At 59.7% G+C, this 16,057-nt stretch carries 14 protein-coding genes and 1 pseudogene; 7 read left to right on the forward strand and 8 right to left on the reverse strand.

The window, feature by feature from the left end:
- Window positions 1-47: 47 nt before the first annotated feature.
- From ACWGZX_RS17615 to ACWGZX_RS17650, 8 genes and pseudogenes are all read right to left on the reverse strand, one after another.
- Window positions 48-1,265 (reverse strand): DUF3426 domain-containing protein, encoded by a 1,218-nt coding sequence (locus ACWGZX_RS17615; protein WP_452624788.1) that lies wholly within the window; start codon window positions 1,263-1,265, stop codon window positions 48-50.
- Window positions 1,266-1,295: 30 nt separating this feature from the next.
- On the reverse strand, window positions 1,296-2,174 hold the full coding sequence (prmA, locus tag ACWGZX_RS17620; protein WP_223515176.1) for a 50S ribosomal protein L11 methyltransferase: 879 nt from the start codon (window positions 2,172-2,174) through the stop codon (window positions 1,296-1,298).
- Between the two features lie 246 nt (window positions 2,175-2,420).
- Window positions 2,421-3,779 (reverse strand): acetyl-CoA carboxylase biotin carboxylase subunit, encoded by a 1,359-nt coding sequence (gene accC / locus ACWGZX_RS17625; RefSeq protein ID WP_452624789.1) that lies wholly within the window; start codon window positions 3,777-3,779, stop codon window positions 2,421-2,423.
- Window positions 3,780-3,796: 17 nt separating this feature from the next.
- Window positions 3,797-4,261, reverse strand: coding sequence for an acetyl-CoA carboxylase biotin carboxyl carrier protein (accB, locus tag ACWGZX_RS17630; RefSeq protein ID WP_452624790.1), 465 nt, complete (start codon window positions 4,259-4,261; stop codon window positions 3,797-3,799).
- 48 nt (window positions 4,262-4,309) lie between these two features.
- Window positions 4,310-4,762 (reverse strand): type II 3-dehydroquinate dehydratase, encoded by a 453-nt coding sequence (aroQ, locus tag ACWGZX_RS17635; RefSeq protein ID WP_223515185.1) that lies wholly within the window; start codon window positions 4,760-4,762, stop codon window positions 4,310-4,312.
- A 131-nt stretch (window positions 4,763-4,893) separates the two neighbouring features.
- On the reverse strand, window positions 4,894-6,639 hold the full coding sequence (locus ACWGZX_RS17640) for a protein-disulfide reductase DsbD (protein ID WP_452624791.1): 1,746 nt from the start codon (window positions 6,637-6,639) through the stop codon (window positions 4,894-4,896).
- 163 nt (window positions 6,640-6,802) lie between these two features.
- Window positions 6,803-7,309 (reverse strand): annotated as a pseudogene (locus ACWGZX_RS17645) (methyl-accepting chemotaxis protein); the annotation flags it as partial.
- 1,492 nt (window positions 7,310-8,801) lie between these two features.
- On the reverse strand, window positions 8,802-10,472 hold the full coding sequence (locus ACWGZX_RS17650; protein ID WP_452624792.1) for a diguanylate cyclase: 1,671 nt from the start codon (window positions 10,470-10,472) through the stop codon (window positions 8,802-8,804).
- Between the two features lie 325 nt (window positions 10,473-10,797).
- On the opposite strand from ACWGZX_RS17650, the gene ACWGZX_RS17655 reads away from it, so the two are divergent.
- The 7 genes from ACWGZX_RS17655 (at window position 10,798) to ACWGZX_RS17685 (ending at window position 15,954) form a co-directional block, all read left to right on the forward strand.
- The gene (locus tag ACWGZX_RS17655; RefSeq protein WP_452624793.1) at window positions 10,798-11,949 is read left to right on the forward strand and encodes a DUF2515 family protein; all 1,152 of its coding nucleotides are present in this window, start codon (window positions 10,798-10,800) and stop codon (window positions 11,947-11,949) included.
- Complete coding sequence (locus tag ACWGZX_RS17660) at window positions 11,946-12,629, forward strand: hypothetical protein (protein WP_452624794.1); 684 nt, start codon at window positions 11,946-11,948, stop codon at window positions 12,627-12,629. Before ACWGZX_RS17655 ends, ACWGZX_RS17660 begins: the two co-directional genes overlap by 4 nt.
- Before the next feature lie 14 nt (window positions 12,630-12,643).
- Window positions 12,644-13,150, forward strand: coding sequence for an Hcp family type VI secretion system effector (locus ACWGZX_RS17665; protein ID WP_452624795.1), 507 nt, complete (start codon window positions 12,644-12,646; stop codon window positions 13,148-13,150).
- On the forward strand, window positions 13,147-13,623 hold the full coding sequence (locus tag ACWGZX_RS17670; protein ID WP_452624796.1) for a hypothetical protein: 477 nt from the start codon (window positions 13,147-13,149) through the stop codon (window positions 13,621-13,623). Before ACWGZX_RS17665 ends, ACWGZX_RS17670 begins: the two co-directional genes overlap by 4 nt.
- 152 nt (window positions 13,624-13,775) lie before the next feature.
- The gene (locus ACWGZX_RS17675) at window positions 13,776-14,843 is read left to right on the forward strand and encodes a DUF2333 family protein (RefSeq protein ID WP_223515198.1); all 1,068 of its coding nucleotides are present in this window, start codon (window positions 13,776-13,778) and stop codon (window positions 14,841-14,843) included.
- 3 nt (window positions 14,844-14,846) lie between these two features.
- Window positions 14,847-15,404: an NUDIX hydrolase gene (locus tag ACWGZX_RS17680; protein WP_452624797.1), complete on the forward strand. Its 558-nt coding sequence runs from the start codon at window positions 14,847-14,849 to the stop codon at window positions 15,402-15,404.
- Between the two features lie 178 nt (window positions 15,405-15,582).
- A complete protein-coding gene (locus tag ACWGZX_RS17685; RefSeq protein WP_452624798.1) occupies window positions 15,583-15,954 on the forward strand; it encodes a translation initiation factor Sui1 in 372 nt (123 codons plus the stop codon).
- Window positions 15,955-16,057: the final 103 nt, after the last annotated feature.

Raw genomic sequence — 16,057 nt, forward strand, 5'->3', positions numbered from 1 at the left:
CGGTACCAGTCAGAAATCTGCCGCCAAGCCTGTAACGGTAAAGCGTTTCACTCGGGGGAATGGAAGCTCAGGCTGTAGTTCACCGCTTTGGCGCCCGGGTCGAGAATATCCAGTGCGATGTGGATTGGCGTTTGCGGTGGCATTTCCGCCATGCCTTCGAGGTCGCCATTGAGGTACTCGCCGGGTTTGAAGCGACGGCTGGCAATCAAATGGCCATTAAGGTCGGCAAAGCGCAGTTCCAGCAACGGGAAAGGCTGGGAGAACGCGGCGCGGTTGTAGATGATCGCATCGACCACTAGGGCACCACTGAATTCCGGGTGGCTGCGGACCACCAGATTGCTGCTTTTGATTTTGGCAATGTCGACTTTGGACGGCACGGTGCAGCCGATTTTCGGGCACAGTTGCTGGAACCAGGGGCGGTACTGGTCCTGGCGGGCCAGCTCGTCGAATTGGTAGGCAATGTATTGGCCCGCAAGCGCGGCGGCGCCAAGCAAGACCAGGAGCAACCAGAACAACCGCCGGCCCCAGGGGGATCGTCGCTTTTGCCAATCCAGTTGCAGTGGGTCGTCGGTCAGGTCCTGCAGTACCTCGGCGCGCACGCCCGGTTCACTGCGCTCGCGACGTTTGCGCAACGGTTCGATGGATGGCAGGTTGTCGTCGAGTTCTTCGGTCGCCGATAGGCGCTCGTGGTTGAGGGGGGCGTCGAGTGGGTCGTTCAGACGCAGATGGGGCACCTGGGGCTCTTCGTCCAGATCAACCGGCTCCAGCGAAAACGAAGGCTCGGTTCGCGAGTGCTTGCTCGGTTCAGGTTCTGATTCCGGCTGTTCGGTTTCTGCTGACTGGGCGCGGTCGGCGGCCGACTCGCTGAAGAGGCTATCGGACCACTGCTCTTCGTCGTGCTCGATAGAGTCGCGACGAGCACTGAGGCCGTCTTCGCGGTGCCGGCCAAACTCTGTGGTTGGCTGGATTTCCCGCTGTTCGAGTCGGGCGAGCTCTTCGTCCAGGTCCAGGCTGTCCAGATCCAGTTCGGAGGCGGTCCACTGCTTTTGGCTGATAGCGCGTTGCACCGGCGGTTCAGCGATGGCCGGGGCAACCGGTTTGACGGCTTCTTTACCGGCCCGTTGTTCCAGCAATTGTTTGGCGGCGTTGAATACCTGCAAGCAGGAGCCGCAACGAACCACTCCACGGGCCACGCTCAACTGGGCATGGCTGACGCGGAAGCTGGTTTGGCAATGCGGGCACTGGGTGACGAAGCTGTCGGTCATGCGGCGATCCGGATTATGCAGGCGTTCATTCTAGCGCCGACGGCCGGTAATGCGCACCCAGCCATCGCGATTGGCAATCGGGTCCAGATCGAAGTCTTGGGCGTAGGCGGCGGCAACGTCTTCACCTTGTTCGGCGAGGATACCGGACAACGCCAGGCGTCCACCCGGTTTCACCAGGCTGGACAGCTGCGGGGCCAGGGAAACCAATGGCCCGGCAAGGATGTTGGCGACCAGCACGTCCGCTTTGACCGGCGGCAGATCTTCCGGCAGATACAGCGGGAAGAGTGCTTCGGCAATGTTATTGCGCCCGGCGTTGTCGCGCGAGGCTTCCAGTGCCTGGACGTCGATGTCGGTGCCGACGGCTTCCTTGGCGCCCAGCAGCAGGGCGGCAATCGCCAGAATCCCCGAGCCGCAGCCAAAATCCAGCACGTTGCAGTCTTTCAGGTCCTGGCCATCGAGCCATTCCAGGCACAGCGCGGTGGTCGGGTGGGTGCCGGTGCCAAACGCCAGGCCCGGGTCAAGCAGCAGGTTCACGGCGTCAGGCTCGGGCGCGGCGTGCCAGCTCGGGACGATCCACAGGCGCTGACCGAAACGCATCGGCTGGAAGCCGTCCATCCAGCTGCGCTCCCAATCCTGGTCTTCGATGACTTCGCTGTGATGCTCGGGCAGCGGGCTGCCGGTCAGCAGCTCAAGGTGGGCCAATACGCTGGCAGCTTCGGTGCCGCCTTCGAACAGGGCCAGCAGGTGCGTGTGCGACCACAGCGGCGTGGTATTGAGTTCTGGCTCGAAGATTGGCTGATCTTCGGCGTCCATGAAGGTCACCGATACGGCGCCCACTTCAAGGAACGCGTCTTCGTAGGTTTCGGCTTGTTCTGGGCTGATGGCGAGACGGACTTGCAGCCAAGGCATGGCGGGCACCTTTGAAAAATATTGATTGCAGCCTAGCGGGCTGCGAGAAGCGCGCAAGTTTACGCGAGCGCGCGGCAGAAGACGACCGGAGCGACAAAGGGAGCGTTTTTGTAGGAGCAAGGCTTGCCCGCGATGCGGGCACCGTGGTTTTTCGGTTCGGACGCGTCATCGTTCATCGCGGGCAAGCCTTGCTCCTACAGAAACAACAAAGCCGCCCGAAGGCGGCTTTGTTGATTGGGTCGAAGCTTAGTGCTTCTCGCCTGCCAGCTTGTGCTCGAGGTAGTGAATGTTCACGCCCCCTTTGCAGAAGCCTTCATCACGGACCAGATCGCGGTGCAGCGGGATGTTGGTCTTGATCCCGTCGACAACGATTTCGTCCAGCGCATTGCGCATGCGCGCCATGGCTTCTTCACGGGTTGCGCCGTAGGTGATCAGCTTGCCGATCAACGAATCGTAGTTCGGCGGAACGGCATAACCACTGTACAGGTGCGAATCGACGCGAACGCCGTTGCCGCCTGGTGCGTGGAAATGCTTGACCGTGCCTGGGCTCGGCATGAAGGTTTTCGGGTCTTCGGCGTTGATTCGGCATTCCAGGGCGTGACCGCGGATCACCACGTCGTCCTGGGTGTACGACAACTTGTTGCCAGCGGCGATGCTGAGCATCTCCTTGACGATGTCGATGCCGGTGACCATTTCCGAAACCGGGTGCTCTACCTGGACACGAGTGTTCATCTCGATGAAGTAGAAGTGGCCGTTCTCGTAAAGGAACTCGAAAGTGCCGGCGCCACGGTAACCGATGTCGATGCAGGCCTTGACGCAGCGAGCGAGGACTTCCTGGCGTGCTTTCTCGTCGATGCCCGGTGCCGGCGCTTCTTCGAGAACCTTCTGGTGACGACGTTGCAGCGAGCAATCGCGGTCGCCCAGATGGATGGCGTGGCCCTGGCCGTCGGAAAGTACCTGGACTTCCACGTGGCGTGGGTTGGTCAGGAATTTTTCCAGATAGACCATCGGGTTGCCAAACGCCGCGCCTGCTTCGGTGCGGGTCAGTTTTGCAAAGGAGATCAGGTCTTCTTCGTTATGCACAACGCGCATTCCGCGACCACCACCGCCGCCAGCGGCCTTGATGATCACCGGGTAACCGACTTCGCGACCGATGCGCAGAGCGGTTTCTTCGTCTTCAGGCAGCGGGCCGTCGGAACCTGGAACGGTTGGAACGCCCGCAGCGATCATGGCGTGCTTGGCCGATACCTTGTCGCCCATCAGGCGAATGGTGTCGGCTTTCGGGCCAATGAAGGCGAAGCCGGAGTTCTCGACCTGTTCAGCGAAATCAGCGTTTTCCGCAAGGAAACCGTAGCCTGGGTGAATGGCGGTAGCGCCGGTCACTTCAGCTGCGGCGATGATTGCCGGGATGTGCAGGTAAGAGTGCGCGGCCGAGGCCGGACCGATGCAGACGGATTCGTCTGCCAGGCCCAGGTGCATCAGTTCTTTGTCGGCCTTGGAGTAAACGGCGACAGTCTTGATGCCCATCTCTTTGCAGGCACGCAGGATCCGCAGGGCAATCTCACCGCGGTTGGCGATCAGAACTTTTTCCAACTTCGCAGTCATCAAAGTTTCTCCGCGGTTCAAACGATGGTGAACAGCGGTTGGTCGTACTCAACCGGCTGGCCGTCTTCGACGAGGATGGATTCGATCACACCGTTGGTTTCAGCTTCGATGTGGTTCATCATCTTCATGGCTTCGACGATGCACAGGGTGTCGCCTTTTTTCACGGTCTGGCCGACTTCAACGAACGAAGGCGAGGATGGCGAAGATTTGCGATAGAACGTACCGACCATCGGCGAACGGGCAACGGTGCCGTTCAGAACAGGTGCGGCTGGAGCAGCAGGTGCAGCGGCAGCAGCAACCGGAGCAGCAGCAACAGGCGCTGGTGCCGGAGCGTGCATTGGAGCTGGTGCGTAGTACTGCTGAGCCGGGGTTTTGCTATGACGGCTGATGCGTACGGACTCTTCGCCTTCCTTGATCTCGAGCTCGTCGATGCCGGACTCTTCCAGCAGTTCGATCAGTTTCTTAACTTTACGGATATCCATGAATCATCAACTCCCAAGGGTCGGTCAGGGGCGTTTAACGCTTGTCGTTCAAGCCGTTGCCTGTGTTTCAAGCTGTTCTAGTGCAGCCTCCAGGGCCAGTCGATAACCGCTGGCGCCAAGGCCGCAGATCACTCCCACCGCTACGTCGGAGAAGTAAGAGTGATGGCGGAAAGGTTCGCGTTTGTGCACGTTGGACAAATGCACTTCGATGAATGGGATGCTCACTGCCAGCAGCGCGTCACGTAATGCGACACTTGTGTGCGTAAAAGCTGCTGGATTGATCAAAATGAAGTCCACACCTTCGCCGCGAGCGGCATGGATGCGGTCGATCAATTCGTACTCGGCGTTGCTTTGCAGGTGCAGCAAATGGTGGCCGGCTTCACGGGCGCGGCGTTCCAGGTCCTGGTTGATCTGCGCCAGTGTCGTAGCGCCGTAGGTGCCCGGTTCGCGAGTGCCGAGCAAGTTCAGGTTGGGGCCGTGCAGCACCAATAGGGTCGCCATCTGCTGTTCCTTGTTATCTGTGGGCAAGTGTCAGAACCCGGCGACTATGCCGCAAAGCCTTTGTGACTGTCCAGTTCTATGCAATAGCCAGCACGATAGCCGATGTTTGCGCGAAATATGTGACCGGGTGTTTAAATCTGGTCATTTGCTTTCGCAACACGTTCAACGAAGTCTTTGGCGTTGATCTCGCCGATCACTCGCACATCGGCGCGTTCAACACCGTCCTTGCCGAAAAACATCAAGGCCGGAGGACCGAACAGCTTGTAACGGTCGAGAAGGGCACGTTGCTCGGCATTGCTGGCGGTGATGTCAAAACGGACCAGTCGATAACCTTGCAGACGCTCGACGACTTTGGCGTCCTTGAGGACTTCGCGTTCGATGACTTTGCAGCTGATGCACCAGTCGGCGTACCAGTCGAGCAGCAGCGGGGTGCCGGAGGATTGAGCATCGGCGAGCACGCGATCCAACTCTGAGGGCGTGCTGATTGTTTGCCAAGTTCCGGTGTTTTGCGGTGGTTCGTTACCCGCAATCACGCGCGATTGACCAATCGGGTTGAACGGATCGGTCTGACCGCTGAACGCCCCGAACCAGCACGCCAACGCGTAAAACAGCAGGAACATCCCCAGCAACTGGCCGAGGCGTTTTCGAGGCGGTTTGTAGACGAACTCCAGCGCGCCCATGAACAAGCCGACACCGCCGGCCAGCAAACCGATCAGCAGCAAGGTGATCTGGCCCGGCAGTACCCGGCTGAGCAGGCCGATCGCCAATCCCAGCAACAGCACCCCAATGGCGTTTTTCACATAGACCAGCCACGGCCCGCTTTTCGGCAGCCAGGCCGCGCCACCGGTGGCCACCAGCAACAGCGGCGCGCCCATGCCGAGGCCGAGCATGAACAGTTTCAGTCCACCGCCCAGCGCATCGCCGCTGGCACTGATGTACAGCAGCGCACCGGCCAGGGGCGCGGAAACGCAGGGCGAAACCAACAGGCTGGACACCACGCCCAACACCGCTGCGCCCCACAGTGAACCGCCTTCAGTGCGGCCGGCGATGCGATCCAGGCGACTGCTGATGGTCTGCGGCAGCTTGAGTTCGAATACGCCGAACATCGCCAGCGCAAACAGCGCAAAAAACATCGCAAACGGCACCAGCACCCAGGCCGATTGCAGGCGTGCCTGAAGATTGAGTTGCGCGCCGAACATCCCCATCAGCGCACCGAGCAGGGCGAAGCAGGCGGCCATCGGCAGCACGTAGGCCAAAGACAGATTGAAGCCGCGCCAACCACCGACCTGACCACGCAGCACCACACCGGACAGGATGGGCAGCATCGGCAGCACACAAGGGGTGAACGTCAAACCCAAACCGGCGAGGAAGAACAGTGCAAGCTCGCGCCAGCCAACGCTTTGCGCGAAGGTCGGGGTGCCGATGCCTTCAATGCTCAGGCGCTCGGTTTCCGGTGGATAGCACAGGCCTTTGTCGGCGCAGCCCTGATACGTCACGGCCAGTGTGAAGGCACGTTGATCGGTGCGCGGTATTTCTACATCAACAACGCCGTGATAAACCTCGACATCGCCGAAGTACTCATCGTGCTTCTGCTCGCCCTTGGGCAGTATTGCTGCGCCCAGGCTTATATCGGCCGGGTCAGCCCGAAATTGGAAACGATGGCGATAGAGGTAATACCCTTCGGTCGCGACGAAACGCAGCTTGATCGACTGCGGCGTGCTGTCTACCAGGCTCAATCGAAAGGCTTCGCGCACCGGCAGAAAGTCAGCGCTGTTGTTGATCACGCCCAGAGTTGAACTGGGCCGGGTGTCCGGCAAACCGGCGGCGGTGGCCGGCAGGGCGAGCACTAAAAGCAGCAGGCAGAGCAAACGGCGCATGACAATCTCGCGTATCGGAATTGGGGGCATGATAGCGGACAGCGGGCGGGTGTGCAGGGTAGGGCGTTGTGCGGTGATTGTTCTGGCGCCATCGCGAGCAGGCTCGCTCCCACAGGGGAATGCGTATCCCTGTGGGAGCGAGCCTGCTCGCGATGGCGATTTGTCAGACGCGAAAGGCCTGAACGGCCGTACGCAGCCGCCCGCCCAGCACCAAAAGGTTCTCCCCTTGCTCACGCCCCTCCCCAATGCGCAGCAAGTTATCCCCTCCCAATTGGTGAATTCGCTCGCTGTGGTCACGAATCTCGCTGACCGCGCCGCTCTGCTGGGCGGTGACATCGGCAATGCGCACGGCAGTGTCGGAAATGGTCTGGATAGCCCCGACGATTCTATCCAGCGCCCCGTCGGCCGCCTGCGCCTGATTGGCCGTGGCTTCGGCATGTTCAACCTGCGCGCGCATGCCCTCCACCGATTGACGCGCAGCGGTTTGCAGGCCGGCAATCAGCGTCTGAATTTCTGCGGTGGCCCCTGCTGTGCGTTGCGCCAGCGAGCGAACCTCTTCCGCCACCACCGCAAACCCTCGACCCATTTCGCCGGCACGAGCCGCCTCGATGGCGGCGTTCAGGGCCAGCAGGTTGGTCTGGTCGGCAATCGAGCGGATCACCGTCAGCACGCCGCCGATGGTCGCCGATTCTTCGGCAAGGTGTTCGATCATCTGCGCGTTACCCTGCACTTCACCCACCAACGCATGCAGGCCGGTAAGGCTCAGGCCGATGACTTTCTGGCCGTGTGCAACCGCCAGGCCGGCATGACGACTGGCGTCGGCTGCCTGGCTGGCATCGCCGGCGACCTGTTGAATCGTCGCCTCCAGTTCACCGAGCGAATCGCGGATCAGTGCGGTGTCGCCCGCCTGATGTTCGGCACCGCTGTGCAGGTCATTGCTCAAATCGGCCAGGGTTCGGCTGCTGCCGGCGACTTGCTCGGCGTTGAGACGAATGGTCCCGACCAGATCCACCAGATAGGCGCGCAAGCGATTGAGCGACGCTTGAATGTCGTGCAATTCGCGATTGGTGTTGCCCAGTTCGATGTCCCGGCTGAAGTCGCCTTCTGCCCACGTAGACAGGGCCGGCGCCAGGTTGGTCAGGGTTCGGGCCAGGCGTCGTTGCAGGGTATCGATGAGTAAGGCGATCAGCAGGATCAGCCCGATCATCACACCCTGCATCAACCGTACTTCGCCCTGGATCTGGCCGTGCTGGGCGCGGACCACGGGTTCGAGTCCGGCAATCGCTTGCTGCACGGCGGCGATTTTCAGGTGCGTGGCGGCGCTCAGATCGGTGCGTTTCTGGATCTGATCGCGGGTGCGCGACAGTTCGGCCGGGTAGCGCGTGAGCAGGCTGTTGAATTCACGCTTGAGGCCGACACCCGCGTCTTCGACGGCAGCTTTCTCGGTGTTCTCCAGGCCCATCATCGACGCGAAATCATCGGTGTTCGATTCACTCTTGGCGGTGACGCCGAGTAGCGGCAAGCTGCCCAGCAGTTCCGCCTGAGTGCGGATGTTGGCCACTTCGCGTTCGACGTCGGCGGCCAATTCGCTGCGGCCACTGCTCACCAGTTTTTCACGTGCCAGAGACAGCCTGCCCAAGTGTTGCGAGGCGGCGAGCAGCGGCGTCAGGTAGGCCGCGTTCGCACTGGCGTATTGGCTGAGTTGGTCGAGGCTGGCGCCGAGTTCGCGTTCTGCTTGCAGCAGCAGCGCTTGCGGGTTGCCCGCGAGTTTGCCAGCGGCCAACAGATCGGTTTTGCTGAACTCATCCAGGTTCGACAGGCTCGGGCGCAAGGTGTCGGCGAGCGCCGGTGGCAACTCACCGAGCTCCTTTTGCAAGACGTCAATGGCCTGGCTGGCGCTGCTCAGGCGCAGGGCATCGCCACTGGCGAGGTAGTCCTCGATGTTGCGCGCGACCTCATTCTGAAACTGCCGGGACAGGCCTAGATAACGCTCCATCAAAAGATAAGGGCGCTCCAGGGCCTTTTGCGACCACCACAGTGTGGCGCCAAGGGCTACACACACGGCGACTAAAAGGAGGGTGTTGAGATTGGTCAGCAACTTCAGGCGCATAGCGTGTCTACCAAGGGCAGAATGGTAAGCGCCTGAATTTATTGCGTTTGTGTTACAGCGTTATGACCGAATCGGTGGATTTCGATAAAAAAGTGGCACTTTGCCGTGATGTTCGCGCCGCCTGAACACGGTTGCGTCCGGCATCCTTGGCGCGGTACAGCGCCTCGTCCGCCTGACTGGCCATCATCAGGCCGTCGGAGTGTTCGCACAACTCCACCACGCCGGCACTGAATGTGCACCGAAGGTCTTGAGGCTGGGCGGGATAGTGTATTTCGGCAAAGCGCTGACGAATTTCATTCAGCACTGAGTAAGCCGATTGGAGGTCGGTGTCCGGCATGACGATCGCGAACTCTTCGCCGCCATAGCGGCCGATGAAGTCGGTCTTGCGCAAGCGTTGCTTCAAGAACAGCGCCAGGCTCTTGATTACCCGGTCGCCCATGGGGTGGCCGTGGCTGTCATTGACGCGTTTGAAGTGGTCAATGTCGAGCATCGCAAAGCACAGCGGCTTGCTCTCGCGGCGGGAGCGGAAGCTGCAGTCTTCAAGCAATTGCAAAATGTGCGTGTGGTTATACAGGCCGGTAAGGCTGTCGCGGACCATCCGGGCTTTCAGATTTCGTGCCCGTGCCGCGCGGTTGCGCACGGTGGTGATCAGGTGGCGCGGCTTGATCGGTTTGGTCAGGAAGTCGTCGCCGCCTTCGCTCATGGCGTCGAGTTGCTTGTCCAGATCGTCTTCGGCCGACAGGTAAATGATCGGCACGCTGACATAACGGTCGTTGTGACGGATCACCTTGGCCAGTTCAGTACCGGTGCAGGTCGGCATGTACATATCGAGGATGATCAGATCAGGTTGAAAGTCCGAGAGTTCGGCCATGGCCTGAATCGGATCGATCAACGTGCGCGTGACGATCCCGGCGCTGTTCAACAGGCGTTCGGTGTGCAGGGCCTGGGCGCGGGAGTCGTCGATGATCAGCACTTTATAAGGTTCGTACTGAGCGACACAGGTCAGGACTTCGATTTTCTCCAGCAGACTCGAAGCTTCCAGGGTACCGGTGAGAAACTCCTGGCCACCGGCACGCACGGCGGCGAGGCGGGTCGGGGTGTCGGTTTCGTGCAGGCTGAAGAACAACAGCGGCAATTGATGATCAAGGCCTTCCTGGGCTTCGGCGGCCAGTTTCAAGCCGATGCCGGCACCACTGAAGTCCACGTCCATGACGATCGCCGCGGGCAAGCGCTCGACCATCGAAGAACGGAACGCCGCAACACTGTCGAGGGCTTGAGCGCTGAGCCCAAAAAACTCCAGCTGCTTGGCCAGACGCTCGGCGCGGTCGTAATCCTGCAGCATCACGTAGATCGGCTTGCGCAGTGGCGGCAGGAAGGTTTGTTCAAGTTGATCGCCATGGCGCAGGCCGGTGCGTGACAAACGTTGCATCAAGCGATTGAGATCGGTGATCAGCCCGCTGCTCAGGCGTCCGCGATTGGCGTCGACCGCCTCCAGCGACTGACCGATGTGGCGCGCCAGCTGGGTGTGTTCAGTTTGTTCGAAGCGCTCGGCAAACCGCAGCAGGCGCAGGTTGGCCTCGCTCAGTTCCGATAAGTCGGTGGTGGACCACTCACTGCGTTGCAGGCGCTGCCAGATCTCAAGAATTTGACGTGCCTGATGAATCACCCGCTGGGCAAAGTGGTGCTTGAGGCGCTCACGGCTGGGGTCTTCTGGCTCGGTCATATCCTGACTACTAGGTAGGGTAAATGCTGAGATCGACTGGTGGCTCTATGCTAGCACCTCTTTTCAGTGGGATGAGAGTCGTACGGCAATTATCTGTTAATCAGCCCCATTCAGTTTGTGACCGGTCGGTCTTGTTTGGCGGGGGTGCGTTAGGCAAGCCCCCGCGTTCAGGCGGTTTCAGGAGGTTTCCTTGTCGATGCAGGGCAACGTCCTTCGCTGCGGCGAACCTGGTCTGTCAGGGAATTCTGATTTTGCGTCGGCATGATTCGCCCGGGATTTTCGGCTGTTAGGGTTCAGGGATTCCCTTGGTAGCCAACCGAAACTCATGACTCAGTGTTTTGAACAACATTCCAGCGATGACCAGCGCCTGAATCACAACAGCACCCCCGTTGCTGACTGTGAGTGTAAAGAGGAGCGGCTTTATGGCAGCAAGACCTTGGTCACTGACGTGCCGATCCTCACGTGCTCCTGCCTTTGGCGTACGTATCAACGCGAGGCGGAGGAGATCGTCGCCCCGAAGGGCGTATTGATTGCCGACCCGGTGGCGCGCAATCGAGCGATCAACGCGGCCTATGCCCGGCTGTGGTTGCATGACCCAAGGTTTCAGTGGGCCGGGCTGGCGGCGTTTGCCTCCAAGCAGGTGGGTTGTGGATTGCTGCATGCGGCGGACAGTGTTGAACGTATTCGCGAGGAGTGGGAGGTGCGGCAGCGTTTGCGAGACAGTCGCCGTGAGTCCGGGCTCTTGACTCCGGACAGGATGTCCGAACAGGCGGATGCCTTGCGTGACTATAAAGAAGCGGATGCGCGCAATCCTGTGCCCTCAGTGGATATTCGTTTTGCCGGGGAAGACTTGTCCTTGGTGCAGCAGCAGTTCCTGCATGTGCACGACATGATGGCGTTGGGGAATACCACGCTGTTTCTGGATGTTTTTCCGTTGCATGAGTTTTATGCGAAGCGTGGGTGGCAGGAGTTTAAGAACTGCCTGGGCGCCCGGGAAGGAATTTATGGGCATTCGAAGTTTCCGGTGTTGTGGCCCGTGGGGCAGAGAAAGCTTCGCTTCGGACAGGTTTACCCACAGGTACTGCAAGCTTTCGAGGCCATTGAGGCGGGAAGTATCGCCGCGAGCGTCGAGTATTTAGCCTGGCACGAGCAGCGCAACATCCTCCAGCCAACTATTTATGAGGATCGGCAATTGGTGACGTTGCTGCGCGGCAACCATGCATCCTACGTGACTGGTTTTCCTTCCGGTGTCGCTCAGGCTATCGAGTTGACGCTCACCAGCCAATGCCAGCGTGTTGAAGATGATCGCACCATCGAGTTTGACAATAGCCCGGTTGCGGATTTGTCGGACATCAACCAGAGAATGGCATTCGTACTCCGGGCAGCAGAACGCTTTGATCACATGCTCAACAATTACAACCGTACTGCATTGGTGCAATCGATCAGCGAGATCGCATCGGGCGGAGCAATCCTGTGAATCTGTGGCAGTGTCGTCCCTGCTTACGTCATGGTGCAGGCCTGCTATTTCTGGCTGTTTTGATGGTGGCCGCCATACGTCAGTTGCAGCAGCCTCTTTGGGATGACCCGGAAATTGCTTTGGAAATAGGCGGGACATATGAAGAGATGCGGAAAAGCTCTACGGCCCCTTTCAGTCCACTGATACGCGGACATGTCTGGGGCGGAATTCCCAAGACCGATGCTCGCTTGCGATTTATCGACCCGCAATATGGATTTGATACGCCTTTGGCTCGTTTTTTCACGATTACATTTAATGACAACGTTATTGAAGACGTTCTCATGTCTCCGCAAATCGAGCCATTACTGATCGACGACGCCCTGAGCGTTGTGCTCGACCTGCAAGACCAGTTGCTTGCCAAAGGCTGGGTCGCGAAGGGGCTGCGGGACAATCCCACGATCGTCGATACACCTGAATGGCGGGCCTATCTGCAGAAAGGGATTCTGCACGGGCAATCTAATTGGCAAGCGGGCGATAAGTATCAGGTCACGCTCGCTCTGGGGCGCTTCGAGGATTACCGAAATCCGACTGAAGAGCGCTACCTCATCACCCTCGCACTCGCCAAACCCTGGATTCCTTTCGACGAAATCGAAGACAGGTACGACGAACCCAGTCACTTCCCCGCCCCGCAACCCAACTAAAAAGGAGCCCCACCATGCCAACCCCCGCCTTCATGACCCTCCACGGCGAACGACAAGGCCTGATCAGCGCCGGCGCCTTCACCGAGGCGTCAGTGGGTAACGTCTACCAACTGGGCCGTGAAGACCAGATCATGATTCAGGCCCTGAGCCATGGCATTTTCGTGCCCAAAGGGTCGGGAGCAGGGCGCCGGATGCACAAGCCCTTGATCATCACCAAGGCCATCGACAAGGCGTCGCCGCTGATCAACATTGCATTGTGTTCCGGCGAATTGCTCAGCAAGTGCCGCGTCGAGTGGTATCGCACCTCGGCTCAGGGAACGCAGGAGCATTTCTACACGATGGAGCTTGAAGACGCGGTGATCATCGGCGCCGAGGTGCTTTTGCCCCACTGCCAAGACGCGGGCACTGCGCACATCACCCAGCTGGAGAAGGTTCACTTCAGCTACCGACGCATTTACTGGAGACATGAGATCAGCCGAACTATGGGCTCCGACGAGTGGAACACCGAGACGCTGGCATGAGGCTGGTCCATGACGTTCATCTGACCGCGTGGGAGCGCCAGCATGCGTGTCCCGGCGAGGAAGCGAAGGATCATGTGCGCCAGGCGTTGAACGATCGGCAACCCATCGAAGGCCTGAGCGAGTTGCGCGCCGGTTTGCTGATCGATATCGACAGCGAAGTGCTCGACCGGATTGAGCGGGGCGAGTGGTGGTTGGTCAGGGCTGAAGCCGACTACGGTGACTGGCCGATTGCGGAGCAGGCCTTTGACTGCAAGGTCATGGAGTTGATGAACAATCCGCCGCCCCAGCCCTCTCGAACCCCCAGGATTTTCCGCCTGATCGACAGCGTCACGGGTGAGCCGCTGGTGCAGCGCAGCTATATCGCGACCGTGGACGGGGAGACTGTCCAGCGCAAAACAGACGGCGAAGGCATCGCCCATCTTTTCATGCCGGCCGAGGTGCAGCAGGTTTCAATGATGGTCAGGGGCTATTAAAGCGGGCATGCACGCTTGAGTTCATTGGCAAGGGAGGCTGGTTTTTCTACGCCAATTTTCGGGATAGGCCCAACGACGGGTGCCGGCCAAAGGCTCGTTGTTGTATGGTTGTGGTCGAACCGATGAACTCAAGTGATTGAAAGGATATCGCCATGCTGGACTGGAAGAACCGCGCGGGCAGCGCACCTGAACGTGCCGCTGAACCTAAATCGGCCACCCGCAGTTACTTTGGCGGCCTGCTGTTCAGTCGGGCGCTGGCCACGCTGATCGGCCTTTATCTGCTGGTTACGATTGCCCTGGGTTGGTACTGGAGTGCAGAACCTGCGCTGTTCCCGGTCCAGCAAAATGCCCAGATCGCTGCCGAAAAAGAAGGCAAGCAGATGGTCATCGGCTACACCACGGTGGAAACCCTCAAGACCGTCGCCGGGACGTTGCTGAGCAAACCGGGTGGCTATATTTCCAACGACCGTTTCCCGCCGGGCCTGTGGATGGACAACATGCCGAGCTGGGAATATGGCGTGCTGGTCCAGGTCCGCGACCTGAGCCGTGCGCTACGTAAAGACTTCGCCCGCTCCCAGTCGCAGTCGGCCGAAGACGCCGATCTGGCCAAGGCTGAACCGCGTTTCAACTTCGACAACAAAAGCTGGGTGCTGCCTTCCAGTGAGTCCGAGTATCAGGAAGGCATCAATTCCCTGAGCCGCTATCAGGCACGTCTGTCCGATCCGAACCAGAAAAGCGCGCTGTTCTATGCCCGCGCCGACAACCTGAACAACTGGCTGGGTGACGTGGGCACCCGACTGGGTTCGCTGTCACAACGCCTGTCGGCCAGCGTCGGCCGGGTCAAACTCAACACCTCGCTGAAAACCGAAGTCCTCGCGCCGGGCCAAGTGCCACAGGTCGACGAAGAAATCATCGAGACCCCGTGGATGCAGATCGACAACGTGTTCTACGAAGCCCGTGGTCAGGCCTGGGCACTGTCCCACCTGTTGCGCGCCATTGAAGTCGACTTCGCCGATGTATTGGCCAAGAAAAACGCCACGGTCAGCGTGCGTCAGATCATTCGTGAGCTGGAAGCCTCGCAAGAGCCGGTCTGGAGTCCGATGATCCTCAATGGCAGCGGCTTCGGCGTGCTGGCTAACCACTCGCTGGTCATGGCCAATTACATTTCCCGAGCCAACGCCGCAGTGATCGATCTGCGACAATTGCTCAATCAAGGCTGATTTATGGTCGACGACGCCAAAGAGGCCGCCCATCGCGCTGCCTCGGATGCCGAGCAGATCGCCTGGGTCGACGAACAGGACAACCTGCTCGGCGCCCTGGTCCGTTCCGACTTGCGTGAACGCGGGCTGATCGGGCGCGGCACCTACATCATGCTGTTCAACTCGGCCGGTGAACTGTGCGTGCACCGGCGAACCCTGAGCAAAGCCATTTATCCGGGGTATTGGGATGTGGCGGCGGGGGGCATGGTGCTCGCCAGCGAAACCTACGCCGAGTCGGCCGCCCGCGAACTCGAAGAAGAGCTGGGTGTGAGCGGTGTGGAACTGACCGCCCATGATCACTTCTTCTTTGAAGACACCGGCAACCGGCTCTGGTGTTCGGCGTTTTCAGCGGTGTGGGACGGGCCATTGATCCTGCAGCCGGAAGAGGTGCTCGAAGCGCGCTTCATCCCCATTGATCAGGTCATGCTGGAAATCGAGCAAAAGCCTTATTGCCCGGACTCTCTGGCCGCATTGAAGCGCTATCTGCGCGCTCAACAGGATGACGTCGCAAAAGAGCTATAAATTGGCGCCGATTGGCTCTTAGCAAGTCGGCTTTTTGCCGTTACACTGCGCGACCTTTTCAAGCTGAGCCGGCATTGCCTGGCTCAGTAGCGCTGCCCCTGCCTGAGTGGGGCTTCGCGGTCGATGGCCACTTCCCAAGTTGCCGCGACCAGTCTTTGTCCTCCCAAGAGGATTGCCGGTGGCCAAAAAAGCCGCATCCTTCGCCGCCCTTGGTGGCCTGGTATTTTCCACCGACGCAGGTCGTCATTGCCCGGAATGCAGTAAACCGGTGGACGCCTGTATCTGCAAACAGACCGTTATCCCGGCCGGCGACGGCGTCGCTCGCGTGCGTCGCGAAAGCAAGGGCCGTGGCGGCAAGACGGTGACCACCATCACCGGCGTGCCATTGGCTGAAGAGGCGCTCAAGGAGCTGGCCACCACGTTGAAGAAACGTTGCGGCACAGGCGGGGCGTTGAAAGACGGGATCATCGAAATCCAGGGCGATCATGTCGAGCTACTCTTGGGCGAGCTGATCAAACTCGGTTTCAAAGCGAAGAAGTCCGGCGGCTAGCAGCCTCTGTGAAAACCACCCTCGGCTTGATCCAGTCCTGACATTAGGTCTGGCGTCGTCTACATGGTTTTCACAGAGCCTGTTCTGACCGGTTTCTAAACTC

It is taken from the genome of Pseudomonas sp. CLCA07 (assembly GCF_053615335.1).

Excerpts from the sequence above, each read along its gene's own strand:
- ACWGZX_RS17615 (WP_452624788.1), bottom strand. The coding sequence starts at position 1,265 with ATGACCGACAGCTTCGTCACCCAGTGCCCGCATTGCCAAACCAGCTTC.
- prmA (WP_223515176.1), bottom strand. The coding sequence starts at position 2,174 with ATGCCTTGGCTGCAAGTCCGTCTCGCCATCAGCCCAGAACAAGCCGAA.
- accC (WP_452624789.1), bottom strand. The coding sequence starts at position 3,779 with ATGACTGCGAAGTTGGAAAAAGTTCTGATCGCCAACCGCGGTGAGATT.
- accB (WP_452624790.1), bottom strand. The coding sequence starts at position 4,261 with ATGGATATCCGTAAAGTTAAGAAACTGATCGAACTGCTGGAAGAGTCC.
- aroQ (WP_223515185.1), bottom strand. The coding sequence starts at position 4,762 with ATGGCGACCCTATTGGTGCTGCACGGCCCCAACCTGAACTTGCTCGGC.
- ACWGZX_RS17640 (WP_452624791.1), bottom strand. The coding sequence starts at position 6,639 with ATGCGCCGTTTGCTCTGCCTGCTGCTTTTAGTGCTCGCCCTGCCGGCC.
- ACWGZX_RS17650 (WP_452624792.1), bottom strand. The coding sequence starts at position 10,472 with ATGACCGAGCCAGAAGACCCCAGCCGTGAGCGCCTCAAGCACCACTTT.
- ACWGZX_RS17655 (WP_452624793.1), top strand. The coding sequence starts at position 10,798 with ATGACTCAGTGTTTTGAACAACATTCCAGCGATGACCAGCGCCTGAAT.
- ACWGZX_RS17665 (WP_452624795.1), top strand. The coding sequence starts at position 12,644 with ATGCCAACCCCCGCCTTCATGACCCTCCACGGCGAACGACAAGGCCTG.
- ACWGZX_RS17670 (WP_452624796.1), top strand. The coding sequence starts at position 13,147 with ATGAGGCTGGTCCATGACGTTCATCTGACCGCGTGGGAGCGCCAGCAT.
- ACWGZX_RS17675 (WP_223515198.1), top strand. The coding sequence starts at position 13,776 with ATGCTGGACTGGAAGAACCGCGCGGGCAGCGCACCTGAACGTGCCGCT.
- ACWGZX_RS17680 (WP_452624797.1), top strand. The coding sequence starts at position 14,847 with ATGGTCGACGACGCCAAAGAGGCCGCCCATCGCGCTGCCTCGGATGCC.